Origin of the sequence: [Mycobacterium] stephanolepidis (assembly GCF_002356335.1) — a bacterium.
In the GTDB taxonomy this organism is placed as follows: Bacteria; Actinomycetota; Actinomycetes; order Mycobacteriales; family Mycobacteriaceae; genus Mycobacterium; species Mycobacterium stephanolepidis.
This window is the reverse complement of record NZ_AP018165.1, coordinates 4,038,130-4,062,643: the sequence shown is the minus strand read 5'-3', so window position 1 is coordinate 4,062,643 and position 24,514 is coordinate 4,038,130. Positions and strand designations below refer to the sequence as shown.

29 protein-coding genes are annotated in these 24,514 nt (G+C 65.5%); 19 read left to right on the top strand and 10 right to left on the bottom strand.

The window, feature by feature from the left end:
• The first annotated feature begins 84 nt into the window (after nucleotides 1-84).
• A complete protein-coding gene (locus MSTE_RS20285; RefSeq protein WP_157997725.1) occupies nucleotides 85-744 on the top strand; it encodes a hypothetical protein in 660 nt (219 codons plus the stop codon).
• Complete coding sequence (locus MSTE_RS20280; protein ID WP_096503914.1) at nucleotides 741-1,268, top strand: hypothetical protein; 528 nt, start codon at nucleotides 741-743, stop codon at nucleotides 1,266-1,268. The genes MSTE_RS20285 and MSTE_RS20280 overlap by 4 nt, the downstream gene beginning before the upstream one ends.
• Nucleotides 1,269-1,283: 15 nt before the next feature.
• Here MSTE_RS20280 and MSTE_RS20275 read toward each other — a convergent pair whose 3' ends face one another.
• From MSTE_RS20275 to MSTE_RS20260, 4 genes are all read right to left on the bottom strand, one after another.
• Complete coding sequence (locus tag MSTE_RS20275) at nucleotides 1,284-2,204, bottom strand: 1,4-dihydroxy-2-naphthoyl-CoA synthase (protein ID WP_096503912.1); 921 nt, start codon at nucleotides 2,202-2,204, stop codon at nucleotides 1,284-1,286.
• A 57-nt stretch (nucleotides 2,205-2,261) separates the two neighbouring features.
• A complete protein-coding gene (locus MSTE_RS20270; protein ID WP_456300702.1) occupies nucleotides 2,262-2,951 on the bottom strand; it encodes a hypothetical protein in 690 nt (229 codons plus the stop codon).
• Nucleotides 2,952-3,067: 116 nt separating this feature from the next.
• Nucleotides 3,068-3,526 (bottom strand): carboxymuconolactone decarboxylase family protein, encoded by a 459-nt coding sequence (locus MSTE_RS20265; RefSeq protein WP_096503908.1) that lies wholly within the window; start codon nucleotides 3,524-3,526, stop codon nucleotides 3,068-3,070.
• Entirely contained in the window at nucleotides 3,523-3,873 is a 351-nt protein-coding gene (locus MSTE_RS20260; protein WP_096503906.1) for a GNAT family N-acetyltransferase, read from the bottom strand. Before MSTE_RS20260 ends, MSTE_RS20265 begins: the two co-directional genes overlap by 4 nt.
• Nucleotides 3,874-3,922: 49 nt before the next feature.
• Here MSTE_RS20260 and MSTE_RS20255 point away from each other — a divergent pair, with 49 nt between their 5' ends.
• Together MSTE_RS20255 and MSTE_RS20250 are read left to right on the top strand one after the other, a co-directional pair.
• Nucleotides 3,923-4,930 carry a pirin family protein gene (locus tag MSTE_RS20255; protein WP_096506159.1) on the top strand — a complete coding sequence of 336 codons (1,008 nt, stop codon included), beginning with the start codon at nucleotides 3,923-3,925 and terminating at the stop codon, nucleotides 4,928-4,930.
• On the top strand, nucleotides 4,931-6,124 hold the full coding sequence (locus MSTE_RS20250) for a GGDEF domain-containing protein (protein WP_096503904.1): 1,194 nt from the start codon (nucleotides 4,931-4,933) through the stop codon (nucleotides 6,122-6,124). It begins immediately after the preceding gene.
• On the opposite strand, the gene MSTE_RS20245 is transcribed toward MSTE_RS20250, so the two are convergent.
• Nucleotides 6,121-6,570, bottom strand: coding sequence for a nitroreductase/quinone reductase family protein (locus MSTE_RS20245; protein WP_096503902.1), 450 nt, complete (start codon nucleotides 6,568-6,570; stop codon nucleotides 6,121-6,123). The two genes, MSTE_RS20250 and MSTE_RS20245, sit on opposite strands and share 4 nt — an antisense overlap.
• Nucleotides 6,571-6,641: 71 nt before the next feature.
• Nucleotides 6,642-6,968 carry a hypothetical protein gene (locus tag MSTE_RS20240; protein ID WP_096503901.1) on the bottom strand — a complete coding sequence of 109 codons (327 nt, stop codon included), beginning with the start codon at nucleotides 6,966-6,968 and terminating at the stop codon, nucleotides 6,642-6,644.
• A gap of 137 nt (nucleotides 6,969-7,105) precedes the next feature.
• On the opposite strand from MSTE_RS20240, the gene MSTE_RS20235 reads away from it, so the two are divergent.
• From MSTE_RS20235 to MSTE_RS20210, 6 genes are all read left to right on the top strand, one after another.
• Entirely contained in the window at nucleotides 7,106-8,074 is a 969-nt protein-coding gene (locus MSTE_RS20235; protein ID WP_096503899.1) for an o-succinylbenzoate synthase, read from the top strand.
• 11 nt (nucleotides 8,075-8,085) lie between these two features.
• A complete protein-coding gene (locus MSTE_RS20230) occupies nucleotides 8,086-8,922 on the top strand; it encodes an alpha/beta fold hydrolase (protein ID WP_096503897.1) in 837 nt (278 codons plus the stop codon).
• Between the two features lie 12 nt (nucleotides 8,923-8,934).
• Entirely contained in the window at nucleotides 8,935-10,557 is a 1,623-nt protein-coding gene (menD, locus tag MSTE_RS20225; RefSeq protein WP_096503895.1) for a 2-succinyl-5-enolpyruvyl-6-hydroxy-3-cyclohexene-1-carboxylic-acid synthase, read from the top strand.
• Nucleotides 10,554-10,994 (top strand): DUF3592 domain-containing protein, encoded by a 441-nt coding sequence (locus MSTE_RS20220; RefSeq protein WP_096503893.1) that lies wholly within the window; start codon nucleotides 10,554-10,556, stop codon nucleotides 10,992-10,994. Before menD ends, MSTE_RS20220 begins: the two co-directional genes overlap by 4 nt.
• Nucleotides 10,995-11,055: 61 nt before the next feature.
• Complete coding sequence (locus MSTE_RS20215) at nucleotides 11,056-12,198, top strand: glycosyltransferase family 4 protein (RefSeq protein WP_096503891.1); 1,143 nt, start codon at nucleotides 11,056-11,058, stop codon at nucleotides 12,196-12,198.
• A gap of 19 nt (nucleotides 12,199-12,217) precedes the next feature.
• On the top strand, nucleotides 12,218-12,901 hold the full coding sequence (locus tag MSTE_RS20210) for a demethylmenaquinone methyltransferase (RefSeq protein ID WP_030096568.1): 684 nt from the start codon (nucleotides 12,218-12,220) through the stop codon (nucleotides 12,899-12,901).
• Between the two features lie 13 nt (nucleotides 12,902-12,914).
• Here the strand turns inward: MSTE_RS20210 and menJ are convergent, their stop codons facing one another.
• Nucleotides 12,915-14,144, bottom strand: a complete 1,230-nt coding sequence (gene menJ, locus MSTE_RS20205) for a menaquinone reductase (RefSeq protein WP_096503889.1) — start codon at nucleotides 14,142-14,144, stop codon at nucleotides 12,915-12,917.
• A 38-nt stretch (nucleotides 14,145-14,182) separates the two neighbouring features.
• On the opposite strand from menJ, the gene MSTE_RS20200 reads away from it, so the two are divergent.
• Complete coding sequence (locus MSTE_RS20200) at nucleotides 14,183-15,169, top strand: polyprenyl synthetase family protein (protein WP_096506157.1); 987 nt, start codon at nucleotides 14,183-14,185, stop codon at nucleotides 15,167-15,169.
• A gap of 67 nt (nucleotides 15,170-15,236) precedes the next feature.
• The gene (gene htpX, locus MSTE_RS20195) at nucleotides 15,237-16,109 is read left to right on the top strand and encodes a zinc metalloprotease HtpX (RefSeq protein WP_096503887.1); all 873 of its coding nucleotides are present in this window, start codon (nucleotides 15,237-15,239) and stop codon (nucleotides 16,107-16,109) included.
• 11 nt (nucleotides 16,110-16,120) lie between these two features.
• Here the strand turns inward: htpX and MSTE_RS20190 are convergent, their stop codons facing one another.
• Both MSTE_RS20190 and MSTE_RS20185 read right to left on the bottom strand, forming a co-directional pair.
• Complete coding sequence (locus tag MSTE_RS20190) at nucleotides 16,121-16,657, bottom strand: TIGR03086 family metal-binding protein (RefSeq protein ID WP_096503885.1); 537 nt, start codon at nucleotides 16,655-16,657, stop codon at nucleotides 16,121-16,123.
• Complete coding sequence (locus tag MSTE_RS20185; protein ID WP_096503883.1) at nucleotides 16,657-17,097, bottom strand: PaaI family thioesterase; 441 nt, start codon at nucleotides 17,095-17,097, stop codon at nucleotides 16,657-16,659. The genes MSTE_RS20190 and MSTE_RS20185 overlap by 1 nt, the downstream gene beginning before the upstream one ends.
• A 49-nt stretch (nucleotides 17,098-17,146) precedes the next feature.
• Between MSTE_RS20185 and MSTE_RS20180 the strand changes: the two genes are divergently transcribed.
• Nucleotides 17,147-17,746: a TetR/AcrR family transcriptional regulator gene (locus MSTE_RS20180; protein ID WP_096503881.1), complete on the top strand. Its 600-nt coding sequence runs from the start codon at nucleotides 17,147-17,149 to the stop codon at nucleotides 17,744-17,746.
• A 12-nt stretch (nucleotides 17,747-17,758) separates the two neighbouring features.
• On the opposite strand, the gene MSTE_RS20175 is transcribed toward MSTE_RS20180, so the two are convergent.
• Complete coding sequence (locus MSTE_RS20175; protein WP_096503879.1) at nucleotides 17,759-18,124, bottom strand: DUF4873 domain-containing protein; 366 nt, start codon at nucleotides 18,122-18,124, stop codon at nucleotides 17,759-17,761.
• Nucleotides 18,125-18,242: 118 nt separating this feature from the next.
• Between MSTE_RS20175 and MSTE_RS20170 the strand changes: the two genes are divergently transcribed.
• From MSTE_RS20170 to MSTE_RS20145, 6 genes are all read left to right on the top strand, one after another.
• A complete protein-coding gene (locus MSTE_RS20170) occupies nucleotides 18,243-19,226 on the top strand; it encodes a diiron oxygenase (RefSeq protein ID WP_096503877.1) in 984 nt (327 codons plus the stop codon).
• Between the two features lie 92 nt (nucleotides 19,227-19,318).
• Complete coding sequence (locus MSTE_RS20165; protein ID WP_096503875.1) at nucleotides 19,319-20,302, top strand: AurF N-oxygenase family protein; 984 nt, start codon at nucleotides 19,319-19,321, stop codon at nucleotides 20,300-20,302.
• Nucleotides 20,303-20,395: 93 nt separating this feature from the next.
• Nucleotides 20,396-22,000, top strand: a complete 1,605-nt coding sequence (locus MSTE_RS20160) for a flavin-containing monooxygenase (protein ID WP_096503873.1) — start codon at nucleotides 20,396-20,398, stop codon at nucleotides 21,998-22,000.
• Between the two features lie 33 nt (nucleotides 22,001-22,033).
• On the top strand, nucleotides 22,034-22,897 hold the full coding sequence (locus tag MSTE_RS20155) for an SDR family NAD(P)-dependent oxidoreductase (protein ID WP_070915478.1): 864 nt from the start codon (nucleotides 22,034-22,036) through the stop codon (nucleotides 22,895-22,897).
• A gap of 9 nt (nucleotides 22,898-22,906) precedes the next feature.
• The gene (locus MSTE_RS20150; RefSeq protein ID WP_096503871.1) at nucleotides 22,907-23,974 is read left to right on the top strand and encodes a ferredoxin--NADP reductase; all 1,068 of its coding nucleotides are present in this window, start codon (nucleotides 22,907-22,909) and stop codon (nucleotides 23,972-23,974) included.
• A 37-nt stretch (nucleotides 23,975-24,011) separates the two neighbouring features.
• A complete protein-coding gene (locus MSTE_RS20145; RefSeq protein ID WP_096503869.1) occupies nucleotides 24,012-24,503 on the top strand; it encodes a hypothetical protein in 492 nt (163 codons plus the stop codon).
• The last annotated feature ends 11 nt before the right edge of the window (nucleotides 24,504-24,514 follow it).

Genomic DNA, 24,514 nt, shown 5'->3' with positions numbered 1-24,514 from the left:
CAATCGAGTAGTCGGTTACTCGCGCCTCTCCACGACGCTGCGGCGACGATTGCCCCACGCAGTTCGCATAGAGGGGTGTTCGCGATGTGTAAGACCGAGCCTCGGCGCTGGACGGATCTGTTCCAGCCGCGCATCATGCTGCCCGTCGCTGTCGCGATTGCCGCGGCAGCCGCCGGACCGTTTGTGCATAGTCCTCTGCTGCTGGGTGTGCTCGGGTTTGTGGGTCTACTCGCGTTGACGTTGGCGCTGTTTCCCGCGATCAAACAGGTGGAGTTCGGTCTGCCGTCCGGATTGCGGATAACTGCCGACCTCACCCGGCGGGAAGAAGAGTTGGCGCGGACGTTCGAGATCCAGAAGCCGATCTTCGAAGAGTGCGCGAGCCTGCTGTGCGACGACGCGGAGGTCGGCAAGCGTTTGATGGAGACGGCCATCGCCCAGGCCACGCTCAAGTGGCGAGGGCCGGTGCATCAGTCGATCCAGACCTTCACGTTGTGCTGGTTCGTGCATGCGCTGATGGCGCATTCACGGCTGACGCTGACCGGGCGGCCCGCTCCCGGGCCAAACCCGTTGTCCCGGTTGACGCAGGTTCAGCGGGTGGCCGCGGTGCTCAGTGCCTTCGCCGAAGTCGGCATCGATGACCTCTCGGACATGCTCGGGTTGACGCCGTCGCAGGTGCAGGCCGAACTCCGGGTAGCCGACGGCGTTCTCGCGCCGATCGCCTATGCGCGGGGGTCGGACCGATGAGCGATCCGGCCATTCGTGGGCTGTTGCGCTCCGTCGCGCATGATCGGCGAGCGGTACATGTCGACGTTCCCCGATCGGTGGCGACCGGAATCGGACAGCTGCGAGGCCAGATCCTGACGTGGTACCTGGTGGCCGGGGCGGTGGCGATCGTGATCGGCACCGGCGCGGTGGGTGCCCGCGTCGCGCTCGCCCAGTCGGCGGGCGGGGGGAGCGATGTGCCTACCCCGGTAGTCAATTCGGTCTCCACCACACCAACGGCGGCGCCGGTGACGCTCACCCAAATCGGCACCTCGACCATCACGGAATCCAAGACGGCGACCTCCCACTCGACGGCAACCGTGACGGCGACATCGACCACCACCGAGACGTCGACCACAACCGAGACATCGACCACCACCGAGACAACTACAGAAACGGTGCCGACTACCGTCACCACTACGACCACGGTCACGGTGCCCACGACGGTCATATCCAAGGTGCCGTGCAGCAGCAGCAGTAGCAGCGGGCCTCGCCCGGTCTATTAGGCGGGCCCGCGGGTCTTAGTAGTGCCAGGGGTAGGGCGACCAGTCCGGCTTGCGCTTCTCCAGAAATGAGTCACGGCCCTCGACGGCCTCATCGGTCATGTAGGCCAATCGTGTTGCCTCCCCGGCGAACAGCTGCTGTCCCACGAGTCCGTCATCGGTGAGGTTGAAGGCGTACTTGAGCATTCGTTGTGCCTGGGGCGACTTCTCGTTGATGGCGGCGGTCCACTCCAGCGCGACCGTCTCCAGGTGTTCGTGGTCGACGACCTCGTTGACGGCGCCCATGTGATGCATTTGTTCGGCCGTGTACGGGCGGCCCAGGAAGAAGATCTCGCGGGCGAACTTCTGCCCGACCATCTTGGCCAGGTAGGCGCTGCCGTAGCCGCCATCGAAGCTGCCCACATCGGCGTCAGTCTGCTTGAAGCGGGCGTGTTCCCGGCTGGCCAGGGTCAGGTCGCACACCACGTGCAGGCTGTGTCCACCACCGGCGGCCCACCCGTTCACCAAGGCGATCACCACCTTTGGCATAAAGCGGATGAGGCGCTGCACCTCCAGGATATGCAGGCGACCCGCCCGGCCCGGATCCACAGTCTCTGCGGTCTCGCCGCCGGCGTACTGGTAGCCGGTGCGGCCCCTGATGCGCTGATCGCCGCCGGAGCAGAATGCCCAGCCGCCATCCTTGGGGCTGGGGCCGTTGCCGGTGAGCAGCACCGCTCCGACATCGGAGGTCATTCGGGCATGGTCCAAGGTTCGGTAGAGCTCATCGACGGTGTGCGGCCGGAAGGCGTTGCGCACCTCGGGTCGGTCGAACGCGATCCGGACGGTCCCCTGGCTGACGTGCCGGTGATAGGTGATGTCGGTCAGATCCTCGAATCCCGCCACCGCCTGCCAGCGAGTCGGATCAAAGGGGTTGGCGGTCTGCCCGTCGTCGTGGGTCATGGCTCCGACTCTAGAGGCCGCTCGATGTGCGGCCCGTCGACGCCTACCCGTGAATTACTACGCCGACGACTGTGCCGCCGAGGATGTCGTCCACTGGGTGAACAGGCCCGGCGGCGGCTGCTGGCACCAGGCCCACTTGCCGCCCTCCTTGCGGAACTGGTTCGGCTTGGTCTGGGTCTGCGTAGCGGCACCGCCAAAGCTGTAGGTCGCGGTGATGTCTCCGGTGGCGCTGTCGCCGATGATCTTGATGTTGTCGATCGCGAACTTCTCGACGGTGGTGTTCTCGCGGATCACCTGCATCGCTGTCGCGGTATAGGCGAACTGGTCGCGGCCGACGATCGCCTTGACCAGCGTGGCGCGCTCACTGCTGCCTGCGCTCGGGAACCGTTGTGCCACACTGCTGGACAAGGTGAAGGTGTCGCCGTACACCAGTGCATCCTCAGCGCCTTGCCATGAGTTGATCGAGGGCACCAGCTTCTCGTCGGCGGTGCGGCTGGACACCTGGTATCGCGGGCATGTCAAGGCATTGCCGGCGTCCAGATCGAGGCTTCCGAGGGCCTTGCCCAGTTGGGCGGTGACTTGCCGGATCTGGTCTTGGTCGCTGACCTGTGAGGTCGCCGCAGGCGGCGGGGGAGTCTCCGCGGGTTTGGTGAGCGTCTTGTAGACAGTGCACCCGGACAGAGCGGTGGCCAGCGTCGCGGCGACCACTATCGCGCGCGCTGACTTGCGGAAGCGTGTGGCACGCACCTGAGGCATCGTCGAATACCTTCCCCGTGAGATATGTCTGTGGCCAGATCATTAGCCTGGCGTAAGAAATCTAACTCATGGTGGCTCGGTTGTATTCCCGCGCTGGGCGCCGGGGATCAGCGCCGCTTGATCGGGTGGCGGCTCAGAATCGAGATCCGATTGAACGTGTTGATCATGATGGCCGACCAGACCAGCACCGATACCTGATCGTCGGAGAGGTGCTCCCGGGCGGCGGCGTACTGCTCATCGGTGAGGTGGGCGGTGGTGACCTCCGTCACGGCTTCGGCGATCGTCAGGGCCGCGCGCTCGACATCGGTGAACAACTCGGCCTCTTGCCACACCGGCAGCACCGCGATCCGCTGTGCTGACTCGCCTTCCTCGAGCGCGATCCTGGTGTGCAGATCGAGACAGAACAGGCACCGATTGAGTTGGGATACGCGAATATTCACCAACTCCAACGTTGTTCGCGAGAGCCCGGCCTCGGTGGCCCGGGTGCGGAGTTCGGCAGCGGTCTTGGTCAGCCCTTGGTAGACCGATGGAGTCTGCTTGTCGATGTAGACGCGCTTCGCGGTCATCCCTGGCGGGCCTCGACCGCGGCCAGCGCTTCCGGTGTCACCGGGTCGACGATGTCGTCGAACTCATGATGCTTGCCGACGAACTTCCGGACGTACGGGCATACCGGGACGATCCTGCGCCCGGTGGATCGTGTGGATGTCAGGGCCGACTCGACGAGTGTCCCGGCGAGGCCGCGGCCGCCGAACTTCTCGTCGACCTCCGTGTGATAGAAAATTTGCACCTCTGTGTCGCTCAGCGCGGTATCCAGGTATTCGGTGAAGCCCGCGCGTTCACCGTCTGCCGCTATCTCAAATCGGTGGTAATCGGGTGCGTCGGCGACCGTGGTGCTGGATTCGGATCCGTCCATGGTGACCAACTATGCCGCACGTACCGTGAGTTCGGCCGATGATGATGACATGAGCAATACCGAGACCACCCCCACGGAGACCCGCTGCGAGGATGGGCCGTGCCCGCGGGATGGAAGTGGCCGTCCGGTGGTCGAAATACTCACTCCCCGAGAGGTTCCTCTCGGGGGTCCACGTGCGATGACGGTGCTGCGGACCCTGCCTCAGGCGGGGCGATCGCTGATCGGCGCCTGGTGCTTCGCCGACCACTACGGGCCCGATGACATCGCGCAGTCCGGCGGCATGGATGTGGCGCCCCATCCGCATACCGGACTGCAGACGGTCAGCTGGCTGTTCGCCGGGGAGATTGAGCATCGCGATAGCAACGGAGTACACGCGATGGTGCGGCCGGGGGAACTCAATCTGATGACGGGTGGTCGCGGTATCTGCCATTCGGAGGTGTCGACGGCTCAGTCCGCCACATTGCATGGTGTGCAGCTATGGGTGGCATTGCCCGATGAATCCCGTTACGCGCCAAGGGATTTTCAGCATTATGCGCCCGATGCGGTCGCTGTGGGCGGGGTGAGTCTGCGCGTGTTTTTGGGGACTCTGGCGGGGCAGGTGTCGCCGGTGCGTACTGCCACGCCGTTGCTTGGTGCCGAGCTGACATTGCAACCGCGCAGCCTGGCGCGGTTCGACGTCGATCCCGGATTTGAGCATGGGCTGCTGGTGGACACCGAGGCAGCGGAGTTGTCCGGCACCAGGTTGTCGCGGGGCGAACTCGGCTACGTCGGTACCGGCGTCGATCAGCTCACCGTGCTTAACCCGACGGATGCGGTCGCGCGGGCGATCCTGTTGGGCGGCAGGCTGTTCGGTGAGCAGATCGTGATGTGGTGGAACTTCGTCGGTCGTGACCACGACGAGATCGCGGGATTTCGCGAGGAGTGGCAGGCCGAGTCCGAGCGCTTCGGGCATGTGGACGGATATGAGGGTGCGGTGCCTCGTTTGCCTGCTCCGCCACTGCCGACCGTGCGGATGGTCCCGAGGCGCAATGCACCGACCGCCAATCCGGGAATCTAGATGCCGCTGAACAGAATTGTCTCCTACGTCCGCAACACCGCATGGATGAGTTTTCTGCTCCAGTGGTGGACCGAGCCGGTCCCGACGGGCTGGCTGCGGGCCTTCCTGCGGGAACGCAAGCTCGACCGGACCGTCCGCAACCTCATCGGTGGGTACGCGTTGATCTTCGCCGCGATCTGCGTCGCGGTGCAGTTCAGCGACACCGGGCCCCGAAGCGCGGTGGGACGCGCCATCGTCGTTGTGTGCGCCCTCGGTGCACTGGGTTGGGCGGTGCGCTGGGCCGTCGGGCCCTGGCCGTCCCTGCGTGAAGCCGTCGCATTTGTCGCCTTCGCCGATGTCGGAATCGCGCTGGCCTGCTGGCAGGACTTCGATCCGCTGGCAGGTTTGGTGGGAACGGTGCTGTTCACGCCGGTCGGCGCGTATGTCAGCTTCTTCCTGGGAAACCGGCTGCTGTTGGCGCACGTGGCGTGGTGCGGCCCGGTGATCTTCGCGCTGTCGCTACGCCTGCTCGCCGAGGGCACCGTGGGTGCGGCGATGACTGCGGTGGTGAAGGTGACCAGCATGCTGCTGGTCGTGGTGTTGATACCCATGGTCATCCAATTCGGGATCGCGGTGGTGCGCTTGGATGCACTGGCGGCACAGCGGGATCCGCTCACCGGGCTTCTCAACCGGCGAGGCATCTACGGGGAGTGGCAGCGCCTGCACGGCGGGTTGATGCGCGTGCACGGGTTGGAAGGTGACCGGGTGGTCGCCGCCGCCATCGTCGATATCGACCGCTTCAAGTCGATCAACGACCAGTACGGCCACGGCACGGGTGATCGGGTGCTGGTCGACCTGGCCAATGCATTCGTCGGCGAATCGATACGCGGAAACACGGTAGGTCGCTCGGGTGGCGAGGAGTTCATCGTAGTGACGATCTGCCCGGCGCATGCCGTCGTCGATTTCGCCACCCGGCTCAGGGAAGCGGTGACGGCGTCCAAGCCGGCGGGCATCGCGGTGACCGCGAGTGTGGGCGTTGCGGCTCAGCCGGTCGCCAGCGTGGCGGCGGCGGCATCACGGGAGGCCATCGATGTGCTGACCGCGTGCGCGGATCGTGCGATGTACGAGGCGAAGCGCAATGGCGGCAATCAATCTCGGATTCTTCATCCGGAGTACGACTCCGGTGATCAGTACTTGTGGCAGTCGGGCGCCTAGCCTTCCAGCGGATCGAACCGGAAGACGGCGGCAATCCCCGCCAGAGCCTCGAACTCTTCGGGCGTGCCCTCCTTGACCAGGCCGGCGTTTCTGATGAAGCCGACCCCGGTGGGTACCTCGATGGGAAACGCGCGCAGTACCGGTCGGGAATCCTCGGGCGACAGCTCGACGATCCGGACCCGCTGGATGTGGCGGCCCTGTGTAAGGGTGCCCTCTTTGGCCTTGCGTGCGTTGGCAATCCACGACGATCCGGGAACTCCGCCGACGGCATAGCGCCCGCCGTCGAGTGTGAACGGGGTGATGGGAGTCGAGCGCGGCGTGCCCGACTTGGCGCCCGGCACGGTGAGGACCACCATCGGCAGTTTGAGGCCTATCTTGTGCCCGCCGATGACAACCTTGTTGAAGTACTTGAGCCATTTGGGAACGGGCTTGATGTCAATTGACATGACATTAAGGTACGCCCCAGGGGCCGCGCCGGCTAGCGGGCGCGCCAGGCGAAATCGACCAGTTGGTGGCCTCAACTGGCACGCGGGCCGAACCGTCGCCGTGCCGCGTGGACGGCTCCGATCGAGCGGCCCAAGCGAGCCGCGACTTGTGCCGCGGTGGTCGACGCGTCCAGTGCCTTGTCGATCTCCTCGGTGGTCCAGGGCTTCTGCCAGTTCAACGGATGATTCCCGGCGTCGGCGAAGTAGCGCTGGGTGCGCCGGGTGGCCCGTTGGTTGATGCGCTCCCAGCGTTCGCGTTCTGACTCGCCGATCCGCTGCAGTCGCTGCGACTCCGCCGTGGAGCAGCCTGCGCACCGGCAACCCGATTGAAATCCTGCGAGACCGTGAACCGTCAGCATCTGCTCTCCTTTGCCTATGCACCGATGTGGGCAGATTTGCATCCGGTCACGGCGTGGCTCTAGAAGCCAAAGTCACTTTCGCGACCCGACCAGGGCTTCTCGCTGGACGTTCTGAATCGCGTGCGACGATCGCAGGTGTGGAGCTGCCCGCGTTGGACGATGTGCTGGATCGGCTGCACGTCGTGGCCCTGCCCATGCGGGTTCGATTCCGCGGCATCACCACCCGTGAGGTGGCGTTGATCGACGGCCCTGCGGGCTGGGGCGAGTTCGGAGCCTTTCCCGAGTATCGGGCGCCGGAAGCCTCAGCCTGGTTGGCCGCGGCGATCGAGGCCGCATACACCGAGCTCCCGGAGCCGCGGCGCAGCCGAATTCCGGTCAACGCCACCGTGCCCGCGGTGGCCGCCGCGGCGGTGCCCGAGGTGCTGGCTCGTTTCCCGGGCGCCCGCACCGCCAAGGTCAAGGTGGCCGAGCCAGGGCAGACCCTGGATGAGGACATCGCGCGTGTCGAGGCGGTCCGCGCGCAGATCCCGACCGTGCGGGTGGACGCCAACGCGGGATGGACCGTCGAGCAGGCCGTTGAGGCATTGACGGCGCTGACCCGCTCCGGCGCTCTGGAGTACGCCGAACAGCCCTGTGCCACCGTCGAGGAACTGGCCCAGGTGCGTCGGCGTCTCCCGGACGTGCCGATCGCGGCCGACGAGAGCATCAGGCGTGCAAGCGATCCGATGCGTGTTGCGCAGGCTTGTGCGGCCGATATCGCGGTGCTCAAGGTGGCCCCGCTCGGCGGAGTGGCCGCGCTGCTGGATATCGCCGCACGGATCGGCATGCCCGCGGTGATTTCCAGTGCCCTGGACAGCGCGGTCGGCATCGGTATCGGTTTGCGTGCGGCTGCGGCATTGCCGGTGCTCGAGCATGCCTGCGGATTGGGAACCGGGGGATTCTTTGTCGAGGATGTGGCCCAGGCGCCGACGCCGGAAGACGGTTACCTACCGGTGTCGTCGTTCACACCCGACCCGGCCCGGCTGGCGACGCTCGCCGCCGCCGCAGACCGCCGCGACTGGTGGCGGCGCCGTGTGGCCGACTGCTACCCGCTGCTGAACCGGTAGGTTCTCTCAACGTGCCTCTCGCGAACATCAACGGCATCCAGATCAGTTACGACGATCGTGGGCCCCTGGCGCTCGGCGCCTCCGGTGATCCCGTCGTCTTCATCTCCGGGCGCGGTGGTGCAGGGCGCAGCTGGCACCTGCATCAAGTACCGGCATTCCGCGCCGCGGGTTATCGCACCATCACCTTCAACAACCGGGGGATACCGCCGACCACCGAGTGCGCGGACGGCTTCACCCTGCAGGACTTGGTGGCCGATGCCGCGGCGCTCATCGAGAGTCTCGGTGCGGCCCCGGCCCGGTTGGTCGGCTTCTCCATGGGGGCGCTCATCGCCCAGGAACTGACCCTCACCCGTCCGGATCTGGTGACCGCAGCGGTGTTCATGGGAACGCGGGGGCGCGAGGACTCGACCCGGTCGTTCTTCCGCAAGGCCGAGCTCGAACTGTCCGCGTCGGGTGTGCAGGTGCCTGCGGCGTACCAGGCGGCTATGCGTCTGCTGTTGAACTTCTCGCCGAAGACCCTCAACAACGATGCCGCGATCAAGGACTGGATCGACATGTTCACGCTGTGGCCGGAGCCCACCTCGGGTGGCATCGATCACCAGCGCAGCGCCATCCCCGGCCCCGACCGGCCCGGCGCGTATGCGGGGATCACGGTTCCGTCGCTGGTCATCGGATTCAGCGACGATATGACCCTGCCGCCGTACCTCGGCCGGGAGGTGGCCGACGCCATCCCCGGCGGCACCTACGTCGAGATTGCTGATGCCGGGCATCTGGGCTTCATCGAACGCCCCGACGAGGTCAACCGCGTGATCCTGGAGTTCTTTGCGAGCGCCTCACAGGCGGTATGACACCCTGATGGCATGAACCCGTCGACCGCACAGGCCCATGCCGTCGTCGACGAGCTCATCCGCGGCGGCGTCCGCGATGTCGTGCTGTGTCCGGGGTCGCGCAACGCACCGCTGGCCTTCGCCTTGCACGATGCGGACAAGGCTGGTCGGTTGCGTCTGCATGTGCGCATCGACGAGCGCACCGCGGGCTTCCTGGCCGTCGGTCTGGCCGCGGCCAGCGGCGCTCCGGTGCCGGTGGCGATGACGTCCGGTACGGCGGTCGCCAATCTGGGCCCCGCGGTGGTGGAGGCCAACTACGCCCGGATTCCGCTGATCGTGCTGTCCGCCAACCGCCCCTACGAACTGCTCGGCACCGGCGCCAATCAGACGATGGAGCAGCTCGGCTACTTCGGCACCCAGGTTCGCGCCGCGATCAGCATCGGTCTGGCCGAAGAGGGCTCGGAGAAGCTTGAGGCGCAGAACCCGCATTGGCGTTCGGCAACCTGTCGAGTATTGGCTGCCGCCAAGGGATCTCGCACCGCCAATGCCGGCCCGGTGCAGTTCGACATCCCGTTGCGCGAACCGCTTGTGCCCGATCGCGAGGGGGGAGCGATCCCCGCGGGCCGCCCAGGCGGGGTGCCGTGGACATACACCTCGGACGTGACGTTCGACGAGCCCGTCGAGATCGACCTGACCCCCGATACCGTGGTGATCGCGGGGCATGGCGCGGCCGCCCACCCCAACCTGTCGATGTTGCCCACGGTGGCCGAACCCACTGCGCCCCAACCCGACAACCCCGTGCATCCGCTGGCGCTGACCCTGCTGCATCCGCAGCAGGTGATCATGCTGGGACGGCCGACACTGCACCGGCAGGTGTCATCCTTATTGGCGGACAACAGAATTCCGGTTTACGCGTTGACCACCGGCCCGCGCTGGCCCGATGTGTCCGGCAACTCGCAGGCCACCGGGACTCGGGCTGTCACATCCGGAAACCCGGATGCGGCGTGGTTGCAACGATGCACGCATGCGCACCAGAAGGCGCTCGACGCGGTGCGCGTACAGCTGGGCACCCATCCGCTGACCACCGGTTTGCATGTGGCGGCCAAGGTGTGTGGGTCATTGCGCGACGGCGACCAGCTGGTGCTCGGCGCTTCCAACCCGGTACGCGATGCCGCGCTGGTCCCGTGGGGGGCCAGAGATGTTCGGGTGCGTTCCAATCGTGGGGTTGCCGGTATCGACGGCACGGTGTCCACCGCGATCGGTGCGGCGTTGGCGCACAAGGGGGGTCGTACCGTGGCCTTGATCGGGGATCTCACCTTTGTGCACGACAGCTCGGGGTTGTTGATCGGCCCGACCGAGCCGCGTCCCGACAACTTGACCATCGTGGTCTCAAATGACAACGGCGGCGGCATCTTCGAACTGCTGGAGCAGGGCGATCCGCGATTCGGCGATGTGTCCTCCCGCATCTTCGGCACCCCGCACGATGTCGACATCGCCGCCCTGTGCCGGGCCTACCACGTGGATTCGCAATCCATCTCCGTGGAGGAGCTCGGCCCCGCGCTGGACGAACCCGCCGGTGGCATCAGGGTTCTGGAGGTCAAGGCCGACCGCTCTACCCTGCGTGAACTGCACGCCGCCATCAGGGCTGCTTTGTGAACCGACGCTCCCGTGTCATCAAGAGAGTCCGGATCGGCGTGCTGATACTGGCGGGGCTGATGACCCTGCAGTCACTGCTACTGGTCGCGGGCGCCTGGCGAAACGACAAGGCCATCGAACGGGACATGGGTGTCGCGCTGGCCGAGGTGCTCAGCGCCGGGCCGCGGCGATCCACCATCGAGTTCGTCACGCCCGAACGAGTCACGTACCGGCCGGAATTGGGCGTTCTCTACCCGTCCGAACTCAGCCCGGGCATGCGCATCTATGTGGAGTACGACAAATCCAACCCGGATTTGGTTCGCGTACAAGGACGTAACGCCTCATTGTCGATAGTCCCGGCCGGGTCCATCATCGTTGTGGTGTGGGCGGTCGCTGGAACGGTGCTACTGGGGCTTGCGTGGATACAGCGTCGACGTGCGGTGCCCGTCCACGCTTAAGTTTGCGTGACGTATGCCTGGGGGCAACCTAACTGCCAGGTGACGCTGACATGCTGTCTACGTGCGCATCGCGATCGTCGCCGAGTCGTTCTTGCCGAACGTCAACGGAGTTTCCAACTCGGTGCTGCGGGTGCTGGAGCACCTCCGCCGCACCGGGCATGAGGCCGTCGTCATCGCACCGGACACCCCCCGTGGACAGGCCCCCGCCGGTACCGAATACGACGGAGTGCCCGTGCATCGGGTGCCGGCCGTCATGTTTCCGAAGGTGAGCACCCTGCCGCTGGGCGTGCCGCAGCCACGCATGGTGCGGATCCTTCGTGATTTCGCGCCCGACGTGGTGCACCTGGCCTCACCCTTCGTCCTGGGATACGGCGGGTTGCGTGCTGCCCAGCATCTCGACATTCCCAGCGTCGCGGTCTACCAGACCGATGTGGCGGGTTTTGCCGACAGCTACGGCGCCGGTTTCGCCGCTCGTGCGGCCTGGCGCTGGACCAAGCATCTGCACGGCCGTGCGGACCGCACCTTGGCCCCGTCGTCTTCTGCGATGGAAGATCTTGCCGCGCACGGAATACCGCGAGTGTTTCGGTGGTCACGCGGTGTCGACATCGAACGCTTCGCGCCCTCGGCGCGTGATGAGGATCTGCGCCACTCCTGGTCGCCCGAGGGCAAGCCGATCATCGGGTTCGTCGGCCGTCTCGCTCCCGAAAAACATGTGGAACGCCTGGCCGTGCTGGCTCAGCGCGACGACCTGCAGCTCGTCATCGTGGGTGGGGGCGTGGAGCGTGACGCACTCGAAAAGCTGATGCCCACAGCAATTTTCACCGGGGAGCTGACCGGGTCGGCGCTGTCGCGGGCATACGCGAGTCTCGATGTCTTCATTCACCCGGGCGAGCACGAAACGTTCTGTCAGGCGGTGCAGGAGGCGCTGGCCAGCGGGGTCCCGGCCATCGCTCCGGATGCCGGTGGGCCGCGTGACCTCGTGATCCCGGGACGCAACGGAATGCTGCTGCCGGTGACCGATTTCGAGGCGCGGCTGGGAATGGCCGTCGATCACCTGGTGCAGCCGGCGACGCGCAGCCGATTCTCGGCGGCCGCCCGCCGGGGAGTGCTCTCACGCACCTGGCCCGCCATCTGTGATGAGCTGCTTGAGCACTACGCCGCCGCGGCGGGCACCACCCTGGGCCGCGGCATCATGACGGCCTAGTGCGCTGTACCGTCACGGTATGAACCGCGCCACCCTGGAGAAGGACCCGCACGAGGTCGCGTCCATGTTCGATGCGGTGGCCAAGCGATACGACATCACCAACACCGTGCTGTCCTTCGGCCGTGACCGCGCCTGGCGCCGCGCCACCCGCGAATCGCTCAAACTGAAGCCCGGTGACAAGGTGCTCGACATCGCCGCGGGCACCGCGGTCTCGACGGCAGAACTCACCCAGTCCGGGGCCTGGTGTGTGGCGGCGGATTTCTCGGTCGGCATGCTCAAGGCCGGTGCGCATCGCACCGTGCCCAAGGTGGCCGGAGACGCGACCCGGCTGCCGTTCGCGGATCACTCGTTCGATGCGGTCACCATCAGCTTCGGCCTGCGCAACGTCGTCGATCACGTCGAGGGACTGCGGGAGATGGCCCGCGTCACCAAACCCGGTGGCCGCCTTGCGGTGTGTGAATTCTCGACTCCGGTCAACCGGCCGTTCCGCACGCTGTACATGGAGTATCTGATGAAGACGCTGCCCTCCGTGGCGCGCGCTGTCAGCAGCAATCCGGACGCGTACGTGTATCTGGCCGAATCGATCCGGGCATGGCCCGATCAGGAGGCGTTGGCGCAGCAGATCATCTCGGCCGGATGGTCGAATGTGCGGTGGCGCAACCTCACTGGCGGCATCGTCGCCCTGCATGTGGCCACGCTCTGACCGCATGCAGCCATCAGCTGAACGGCGGACGCGAGTCGATGCGGCGTGAGCCGCCACCGGCCACCCGCCAGGCGCGCGCCACCGCGTCGTGGTCTTCGTCGGTCACCAGGTTTCCCATGAGCCGCACCGCGACTCGCATCAGCACCTGAGAGCGCATGCCGACCGGGCCCATGACGGGCAGAAAGCGCGGCAGGGTCAGCAGCGCCGCGAGCCGCCGCGCGATCGAGAACGAGCGGCCATACCGGTCCCGGAGCAGCTCCGGCCACAGCTGTGCGTAGTCGTCGGCGTCGAGCACCTCGGCGGCCAGATGGCCGGTCTCCAGCCCGTAATCGATGCCTTCGCCGTTGAGCGGGTTGACGCATGCGGCGGCGTCGCCGATGAGCATCCAGTTGGGGCCCGCGACGCCGGACACCGCGCCGCCCATCGGCAGCAGCGCCGAGGCGATGGAGTGCAGGCGGCCACTGAGCCCGAAGTCTTCGCGCCGCAGCTCGGTGTAGTACTCGATGAGCGGCCGCAACGCGGCATCGGCGGGGCGCTTGGAGGTGGCGAGAGCGCCGACACCGATGTTGATCTGCCCGCCGCCCAGCGGGAAGATCCAGCCGTACCCGGGGAGCACCTCGCCTTCGGGTGAACGCAGTTCCAGGTGCGAGGTCATCCACTCCTCGTCTCCGCGCGCCGACGCGATGTACGCGCGTCCCGCGACGGCGTACACGGTGTCCTTGTGCCACTCGCGTCCGAGGACCTTCCCCAGGGGGGAGCGCACACCGTCGGCGACGATGACGGCCTTGCAGGCGATCTCGCCGGGGCCACTGTCGTCGAGCACCTGTACCGAGGTGACCCGGCCCGCGGAGTCGCGCTCGACGTCAACGGCCTTGGTGGATTCGGCCATCTTGGCCCCGGAATCCACGGCCACCTGCCTGATCTTGTCGTCCAACTCGGTGCGGCGCACGGCGCTGCCGGTGCCGCCGAAAGATGGCCCGGGCCAAGGCACTTCGATGTTGCCGCCAAATCCGTGTAGGCGCAGGCCCTGGTATCGGATGTGCTCGTCGAGCCATGGTTTCAGCCCCAGCAGCTCCAGTTGTTCGACGGCGCGCGGGGTCAGCCCGTCGCCGCAGGTCTTGTCTCGGGGGAACACCGCCGAATCGACCAGGACCACCTCACGCCCGGAGCGTGCCGCCCATGCCGCGGCCGCCGATCCGGCTGGTCCGGCACCGACGACGACCAGGTCCGCTGACGTCTGCACCTTCCCAGTATGTTGGACCGGTGAGTAACTCGACCACGGTGGCCGGAGTTGACCTCGGTGATCCCGTATTCGCCGCGAAGGTGCGCGACCATTTGGCCGCGATCGAAACCCTCATCGTGACCGAGCTTGGGCAGTCGGACCCGCTGTTGACGGAGTCGGTGCTGCACCTTTTCCACGCAGGCGGTAAGCGCTTCCGCCCGCTGTTCACGGTGCTCGCCGCCCAGACCGGACCCGATCCGGACAACGACGAGGTGATCCTCGCCGGCGCGGTGTGTGAGCTCATTCACCTGGCCACGCTCTACCACGACGACGTCATGGATGAGGCGCAGAAGCGTCGCGGCGTGCCCAGCGCCAACGCTCGCTGGGGTAACAACGTCGCCATTCTCGCCGGGGACTATCTGCTGGCCACGGCCTCGCGGCTGGTGTCCCGGCTGGGGCCCACCGCGGTGCGGATCGTCGCCGAGACCTTCGCCGAACTGGTGACGGGCCAGATGCGGGAGACCGCCGGGGTGCCGGAGGGCGGTGACGAGACCGAGCACTACCTCAAGGTGATCCACGAGAAGACCGGATCGCTGATCGCGGCGACCGGGCGCTTCGGCGGCATGACCTCCCGGTGCGATGACGAGCAGATCGAGCGGCTGAGCCGCCTGGGTGCCATCGTCGGGACCGCATTCCAGATCTCCGACGACATCATCGACATCGAGAGCCTCACCGACGAGTCCGGTAAGACGCCCGGCACCGACCTGCGCGAGGGGGTGCACACGCTGCCGATGCTGTACGCCCTGCGCGATACCGGGCCGGAGGCCGATCGGCTGCGTGTTCTGCTGGCCGCGCCGATCACCGACGATGCCGAGGTGGAAGAGGCGTTGACGCTGTTGCGGGGATCGAACGGGCTGGTTCAGGCAAAGTCCGTGGTTCTGGATTACGCCGATCGCGCCAAGGTCGAGCTGGTCGAGCTGCCCCCGGGTGCTGCCCGCGACGCGTTGGGCGTGCTAATCGAATACACCGTCCGTCGTCACGGCTGAGCTCGCGGAACCCGAGCGCGCCCTGCTTCGTTAGCTTGGGTGAACCCAGTAGACGGAAGGGAAGCTCATGTCGACGGCAGGACCGAGCCACGCCAACGGACTGAAGACAGTGCTCCTGCTGGGCGGCATGTCGGCGATGATCGTGTTCATCGGCTCGCTGTTCCACAGCAAGAGCATCCTGCTGCTGGCCGTTCTGTTTGCCGTCGGCATGAATGCGTACGTGTACTTCAAAAGCGACACCTTGGCGTTGCGTGCCATGCACGCCCAGCCGGTGACGGAGCTGCAGCAGCCCGCGATGTACCGGATCGTGCGCGAGCTGGCGACTGTTGCACGCCAGCCGATGCCCAGGCTGTACATCAGCGACACCAATGCGCCCAATGCCTTTGCAACGGGCCGCAATCCGCGTAATGCGGCGGTCTGCTGCACGACAGGCATCATCGATCTGCTCTCCGAGCGTGAGCTGCGCGCCGTGCTGGGCCACGAACTCTCGCATGTCTACAACCGCGACATCCTGATCTCGAGTGTGGCGGGTGCGCTCGCGGCCGTCATCTCAGGGCTGGCCAATATGGCCATGTTCATGAACTTCTTCGGTGGTGGCGGCGAAGACCGCCCGAATCCCTTTGCCCTGTTCCTGGTTTCGATGCTGGGGCCGGTGGCTGCCACGGTGGTGAAGATGGCGGTGTCCCGCTCACGGGAGTATCAGGCCGACCAGAGTGGTGCCGAACTGACCGGAGATCCGCTGGCGCTGGCCTCGGCCCTGCGCAAGATCTCCGGCGGGGTGCAGGCCGCACCCTTGCCGCCGGAGCCGCAACTGGCCAGCCAGTCGCACCTGATGATCGCCAACCCGTTCCGGGCCGGCGACCGGGTGGCGTCGCTGTTCTCGACACACCCGCCGATGGCTGATCGCATTGCGCGCCTTGAGGAGATGGCCCGCTTCTGACGTCCGGACGGCTACCGAACCGTGCGCCCGGTCTGCGCGGCCAGCCTGTCGAGTACCGGCGCATCCGGGTCAACGGGCTGTGGGGTACCGAACTTCCCCGACCGTGCGAATGCTTCGGCACGCTTCTCAACCAGGCCCAGCGCATTTTCGACGAGGTCGGCGGGCAGGTCCACGGGAACGCCGGTGGACTGGGCCAGGTCCCAGCCGTGGGTCAACAGGTCGGCCATCCGGATCCGAAGCTGGTTGTCGCCGGTCGTGTGGGCGAACGGGCCCGGATAGGTCTGCTCGAGCACTCCGGGGCGTGCCAGCGTGTCGCTCAATGCCACTACCGACTGCTGATACGCCGCGGCGGGATCGTCGTCAGCGCCGCCACCGGGCCCGCCGAGGCGCTCGGACAGTGAATAGTTCACGTCGATCAGGTGGTTGACCAGCTGGCACAGATTCCACTCGGCGCTCGGCGTCGGCTCATCCCATTGCTCCGGGAGTATCGCCGTGATCAGTGTCCCGACGGCCGACGAGGCTCGCAGAAAGTCGTCGGTGGCGCTCATCAGCGATACACCATCACCGTGGTGGTCCCGTGTGCGACCAGCCTGCCGTGGGAGTCGACAACCTTGCCCTCGGCGGTCGCGACCCTCCGGCCTGGGTGCAAGACCGTGCCCGTCGCTATCAGCTTTTCCCCGTCGGTGGCGACGGTACGGACATAGTTGACCTTGAGTTCGAGTGTCCCGTAACCGATTCCAGCTTCCAGTGTGGAGTGCACGGCGCAACCCATGACGGAGTCGAGCAGCGTCGCGCAGATCCCGCCGTGCAGGGTGCCGAGGGGATTGGCGAACTCGGGCCGGGTGACCACGCTGAATGCGACGGAACCGAAGCTGATTTCTTCCATCTGCATCCCGAGTAGCCGGGAAATGGGTGGCGTCGCCTCCGGAGTTCCACCCATGCTCTGCAGCAGTTCGAGCCCGGACAGGTTCTCGATTTCGATGGTCATGCCGTGCCTTCCGCGTAGACTGATTGGTCCATATCGACGCTAGCAGGGCATGGACCGATCGGTCCATTTGGGTGAGGAGGCTGAGGTGACACCGGGTCCACGGCAGCGACTGATCGATAGCGCGATCGCGATGATGCGCGAACGCGGGGTGTACGGCACCGGCCTCGCTGATCTGCTTAAACGCAGCGGTACGGCCCGGAACTCCATATATCAGCACTTCCCGGAGGGGAAGGGTGAACTCATCGCCGAGGCCGAGCGGGAGGCCTCGGCGCAGGCCAACGCGTTCCTTGGCGCGCTGCGGGCGCGTGGCGATGTCGAGTATGTCCTCGCCAAATTCATCACGTGGTGGACGAACCAGCTGCAGACCCACGGCTTCGACACCGGATGCCCTCATGCGGCGGCCGCGCTCGCGGGTCCGGGGGAGGAGCAGATCCGGACCGCGGCCCACGACGCGTTCCTGGGGATGCGGGCACAGCTGGAGGGTTCATTGCGGGACTCGGGCGTGGTCGACGGCGCAGACGGCGTGGCGTCGCTGATTGTCAGCGCAATCGAGGGGGCGCTGTTGCAGGCGCGGGCGGCGCGCTCGGTGCAACCCTTGCACGAGGCTGAGCGCGAACTCGTCGCGCTGATTCGCGCTCGACGACAATAAGGGCCAAAGTCCTTATTCCGGTTCGACTTCCGAGAGATCGGTGGCGACGTGGAAAGGCGGGGTGCTCTTCCCGATCACCCGGTACCGATTCCACGGGTCGGGGTCACCGATGAAGGCATCCCGTGCGCTATGCGTGGTGCGGATCGTGGCATTCACGCGTGCCTCGTCACCGACGATCGCGCTCAGTTGTTCGTTGGGTCTGATGCGGCCGATCCAGCGGTAAATGCCGTCGATCGGCTCGCTGTACCCCTTGAGCTCCAGCTGGACCGGTATCTCGACACCGCGAACGGTCACCGTCGCCTCACCGATGTAATCCGAATCGTCATGCGGGCTATGGCTGAAGACGCTGTTGGTGTCGTCCTGTCGGGGAAGGGTCATGACTCTCCTCTTGACAACCGGGACGCCGCCCGGCAAGCTCGCTGACATATGCGTAACAAAGAGTACCCGATACTATTTAATACGGGTACTAAACCTTGGGTGATCAGAGGACAGCGACGTGACGTCCAGTAGTTACAAAGACATCAACTACACCGACTACGAGTTCGGTCAGGCCACCACGGTGGACGGGGGCGTTCCCACGCGTCGTCGCCGGGTGGGCGATCGCCTCAAGACGGCGCGCCGATTGCTCTTCGAAGCCACAGAGCTCAGCTACGACCCCGAGCTGGACATCGACTGGGATGCGCCGCTGAGCTCCGGGATGCATTGGCTGGCATCCCATCGGGTTTCGCTCTATGGCACCCCCGAGTGGGATGCGCTGTCGGTTGAACAGCGCGACGAATTGGCACGCCAGGAGCTGGTCAGTCTGCTGAGTTTCGTCGTGGATGCGCAGGGTGCGCTCGCGTCCCTGATGTTCCGGGATGTCATCGAAGGCAACACGCTGGCCGATGACTACAGCCGCTTTTTGCTGGCCAGCGTTCGCGATATCAGCCGCAACGCGACCATGGTCGGCCGGCTGATCAACAAGACGGGGTTGGAGCTTGCGCCCGCGCCGATGGCCGTGCAGCGCCTGCAGCGTTTTCTCGTGCCGCTCATTCCGCATGGTCCACTCGGTCGCGGATTCATCCTCTTGCTGCACAGATTGATTCATCAGCTGATGAGTGAGCTCGAGGCCGATGAGCAGGCGCAGCCCGTAGTCCGGCAGGTCGCAAAGATCTGTGTTCTGGTTGGCCGCCGTCAGCTCGAATTCGCCGAGGACGAGCTGTACCGCGCCGTGGATGCCCGGAGGTATCTGCCCCCGGCTCCGGCGGACGTCTCGGTTGCGCTGCTGACGGTGTTGGCGACCTCGCTGATCGTGCGTCCGCAGGTGTACCGCAGTGTGGGCCTGACCGAGCGGGCCGGCCGCAGGGCGGCCGCGCGGAGCGAGAACAGCCGCCACCGGAACCGGGTGTTGTTGCGGCGGTATCTCGACATCGCCCAGGACGCAGGAATGTTCACGACCGGCGCCGCGAGGTCGATTCTCGGAGGTCGCGGCCTTTTGTGATCCCGCGCCGGGGATTGACAAACCAGGGCATAACGCTAAGACTCAAAGTAACGGGTACTAAAAGTAATGCATAAAATTGGAGGGCGGGATCAATGACGACCATCGACCAACCAGCAGCACTGCATGAGGCCGGCGCCTCATCGGTGCGGGGCAAGACCGTGGGCGACCGGCAGAAGACTGCGCAACGACTGCTGCGTTCGGCTGCGGAGCGTGCCTACGACGGCGAGGTCGACATCGATTGGGACGCCCCCGTAGTGCCCGGCTTGTACTGGACCACGCCGCGCCGGACGTCGCTGTATGGCACCAAGCTGTGGGACAAGCTGACTCAGGAACAGCGCGTCGAGCTGACGCGCCATGAGCTCGGCTCCGTGCTCAGCTTCGGCATCTACGTAGAGACCGGTCTGAGCGCCATGCTCTGGCGGCAGGTTGTCGAGCAGAACGGGGGAGCGACCGATCACGGTCGTTACGCGTTGACCGAGATCAGCGAGGAAGCGCGGCACTCCACCATGTTCGGTCGCTTGGTGAACAAGCTCGGAGTGGCGCCGTACACCTATCCCAAGTTTGCGACGCGCGTCATCCGGCTCCTAGGTTTTGTGCCGCTGGGCCCCTCGGGACTTGGCACCCTGTTGCTGGTCGAGGAGGTGCTGGACCGTGCGCAGCGGGAATCGATGATGGACGAGACGGTGCAGCCGCATGCGCGTCAGCTGATGAAGATTCACGTGCTGGAAGAGGCGCGACATATCACCTATGCGCGTGAGGAACTGGTGCGTCAGATCTCCGAGCGGGGCCCGGTCTCCAACGCATTCCACCGAGCGGTCTTCGCCCTGTCGGTGGTCGGCATCTATCCGGTGCTCTTCAACCCGAAGGCTTACCGGTCGGTGGGTATTCATCCCCTGCGCGGCTTGTATGCCTTCCTGACGTCACCGAACTACCGCGAGAACGCGACGTGGGTTTCGGAGCCGTTGATGCGCTTCATGCACGAGATCGGTTTTCTGGACGGCAAATTCACCGGCCGACTGTTGCGGATGTCGCGGGCGATGCCCGACGACATCCTGGCCGAGATCAAGTCGCGATAAGCGCGACAGTGGAACTGGCTCGTTGCCGGTGGCAATGAGCCAGTTCTGCCGTGCCAAGGGTCCATCTTCGAAAACAGAAAGCGATTGCGCCACATGACTGTCACCGATACACCGTCCGAAGAACAGCAGCCTGACACTGTGATCGACAGCGGCTCTGCCGATCCCATCCGGGTCCGTGCGCTGATAGTCGGCACCGGCTTCTCGGGTATCGGCGCCGCGATCGCGCTGCAGAAGATGGGGGTGCCGTTCCTCATTCTTGAAAAGGCCGGTGAAATGGGTGGCACCTGGCGCGACAACACCTATCCCGGCGCGGCATGCGATGTACCTACGCACCTCTACTCGTTCTCGTTCGAGCCGCGGTCGAATTGGGATCAACTCTTTTCCAGGCAGCCCGAGATCTTCGACTATCTCAAGGAAGTCGCCGCCAAATACGGCTTGTACCGGCATGTCACCTTCAACACACGCGTCACTCGCGGGTATTGGGATGAGAACGAGTACCGCTGGCACGTGTTCACCGACGGTGGGCAGGAGTACATCTGCCAGTTCCTCATCTCGGGGGTCGGCGCCCTGCACATTCCGAGCATCCCGGAGATCGACGGCCTCGACCGTTTCGAGGGGCCGGTCTTTCATTCCGCGCAGTGGAACCACGACTTCGACCTCACCGGCAAGAAGGTCGCCGTCATCGGTACGGGCGCCAGCGCTATTCAGTTCGTCCCGGAGATCGTCGGCAAGGTGGGCGAGCTGAAACTCTTCCAGCGCACGCCCCCATGGGTGCTGCCGCGCAGCAATGTCGAATTCGGGCCGGCGGCCAAGCGGGCGTTCGCGAGCATCCCGGGTCTGCGGGCGTTGTTCCGCAGCGGCATGTATTTCGGCGCCGAGGCCGGCGCATACGCGATGAACCGGCGCCCCGCCCTGCTGAAAGGCGTTGAGCTGCTAGGCCGTGCGTACATCAAGAGCCAGATCTCGGATCCGGACGTACGCCGGAAGGTGACACCGGATTACCGGGCCGGGTGCAAACGCCTGTTGGGCTCGGCCACGTACTACAAGGCGATCGAGAACCCGAAGACGGAACTGGTCACCGAGTCCATCGCGCGGGTGACCGCCGACGGCGTTGTCACCAGCGACGGAATCGAACGCAAGGTCGACGCCATCATCTTCGGCACCGGCTTCCACGTCACCGACTCGTACAAGTATCTGGATCTGAAGGGCCAAAACGGCGAGGATCTCGGCGACCGTTGGTCGGCAGAGGGTGTCACCGCTCATCGCGGCATCACCATCGCCGGTATGCCCAACCTGTTCTTCCTCTTGGGCCCCAACACCGGGCTGGGCCACAACTCGATCGTGTTCATGATCGAGTCACAGATCCACTACGTCACCGAGGCCATCAAACACGTTGATGAGGCCTACGCCCAGGCGATTGTGCCCACCCGCGAAGCCCAGGACCGGTTCAACGCCGAGGTTCAGCGCAAGCTGCAGGGTTCGGTCTGGAACAACGGCGGTTGCCAGAGCTGGTACTTGGACGAGCACGGCAAGAATCGGACGTTGTGGTCCGGATTCACCTTCGAATACTGGTCGCAGACAAGAAAAGTCGATCCCACCGAGTATGAGTTCGACGGCGCGGTGCGCCCGGCTGTGCGCAAGACCATTCCCCTCGCCGACGGTCCCCGGCAGACCTCGCCAAGTCTGTCCGGACGCTAGGCCGCCACTTCCGCCCAACAGAAGCGAGAAACCATGAAGAACTTCGACAACAAGGTCGCCGTCATCACCGGTGCCGGTTCGGGTATCGGCCGCAGCCTGGCCTTGAATCTGGCCCAGCGCGGCGTGCGGCTGGCCCTCTCGGATATCGACACCGCGGGCGTGGCCGATACCGCCGGGCGTTGCGAGAAGGCCGGCGCGACCGCCATCCCCTTTGAACTCGACGTCGCCGACCGGGCCGCCGTGTACGCCCATGCGGCCGACGTCAAGAACGAGTTCGGTCAGGTCAACCTGGTGTTCAACAATGCCGGGGTCGCACTGTCCGCCGACGTCAAAGACATGGAATGGGACGACTTCGACTGGTTGATGAACATCAACTTCTGGGGCGTTGCGCACGGCACCAAGGCCTTCCTGCCGCATCTCATCGAATCGGGCGACGGCCACATCGTCAATGTGTCGTCGGTATTTGGATTCATGGGCATCCCATCTCAGAGTGCCTATAACGCAGCGAAATTCGCTGTTCGTGGCTTCACCGAGGCGCTTCGTCAGGAGATCCGGGCGGCCAAGTACCCCGTCGGAGTCACCTGTGTGCACCCCGGTGGGATCAAGACCAACATCGCTTCGAGTGCGCGCGGTATCCCCGAGGGTGTGGACCGGGAAACTGTCCGAAAGGGCTTCCAGCTCGCGGCGATCACCCGGCCGGACTCGGCGGCACGGATCATTCTGCGGGGTGTCGAGAAGAATCGGCCCCGCGTGTTGATCGGTCCCGATGCCCGGGTGTTCGACGCCATACCGCGCATCATCGGACCGCGCTACGGGGATCTGATGGCACCGTTCTACGGACTCGGCAAGTACGGGCCGGGCAAGAAGATCGCGGCACGTTTCGGTATCGAGCTCTAGGCGCCGTCGATGACAGACACCGTCACACCGGATGCCCCCAAGGTAACCGGTAACCCCCATGTTCATTCGCTGGAGGTCGTCGAGATCATCAGGGAGACAGGGGATGCGGTATCCCTGGTGTTCGAGGTGCCCGATGCCCTCGTCGACGCCTTCCGCTACCGGCCGGGGCAATTCCTCACACTGAAGATCCCCAGTGAGCGGACGGGTTCGGTGGCCCGCTGCTACTCGCTGTCCAGCTCACCGCATCTCGATGACGACCTTGTCGTCACCATCAAACGCACGGACGGCGGGTACGCGTCGAACTGGCTGTGCGACAACGTCGTCGTGGGTGATCACATCACCGTGCTCACCCCGTCGGGGGTCTTCGTACCGCGCTCTCTGGACGGCGACTTCTTGCTGATCGCGGCAGGCAGTGGCATCACCCCCATGCTGTCCATCGCCAAGTCGGTGCTGCTGGGCGGTGCCGGAACGGTCTACTTGTTCTACGCGAACAGAGATGAGCAGAGCGTCATCTTCGGTGCCGAGATCGACGACATCATGGTGGAGTTCCCGGACCGGCTGCGGGTGGTGCATTGGCTCGAATCCGAGCGCGGATTGCCCACCCGTGACGCCATGGCCGAGTTGTTCGCGGCCTACACCCGGTACGGCACCTACATCTGTGGCCCGGCGCCGTTCATGGACGGGGCACGCGCCGCGTTGTCGGCCGTCGGAATGCCGGCCAGCCACATTCACATCGAGCTCTACCAGTCGCTGACCGGTGACCCGTTCGCCGACATCGTGGTCCCGCAGGGTGGTGGGGACACCGCGGAGGCGACCGTGGAACTCGACGGCACACAGGTCACCGTTGAATGGCCCAGGAACACTCCGCTGCTCGATGTGCTGCTCGCCCAGGGCATCGATGCGCCGTACTCATGCCGCGAGGGTGCCTGCAGCGCGTGTGCCTGCACGGTGCGCCGCGGCGAGGTGCGGATGCTTCGCAACGACACCCTGGTGGATGCCGACCTGGCGATGGGGCTGACGCTGGCCTGTCAGGCCGTTCCGGTCACCGACAGCGTCGATATCGTCTTTGACCAGTAGACGCGAGATTGCGCGCGATCTTGGATATGGTCACGGGATGCGTACCCTGCCGATTCTTGGCGCTGTGACCAGCGCGATTGCCGCCGTCATGCTGGCGGGCGTGGCGTCCGCCGACCCAGACACCCCGAATCCTCTTGACCCGTCCGGGCTTCCGAACGTCAACGGGCTCACTCCGGTGTCACCGCTGGACTACAGCGTGTTGGCGGACACGGCATACGGCTTCACCATCCCCGGTGGGATCTCCTGCATGATCAAGCGCGCGGATGCCAGCTACGGCTGTAGCGGCCCGCTGCCCGGGGCGCCCAATGGGGCGAACCTCGTCAGCGGCAGTAACGCCCCCGGTTTCGCCAGCACCGACCGGCCGATCTACGGACTCGGTGGTGACGTCTTCAAACCCCTGGCGCCGGGGCATCGCCTGAGTTACCGCGAGGTCAGCTGCGGCTTGGACGGCGGCGGCACGTTGACCTGTGTCAACAACCGCTGGCAGAACGGCTTCGTGGTCGGTCCGGGCGGCAGCTACACCACCTAGCCGCTGGTTAG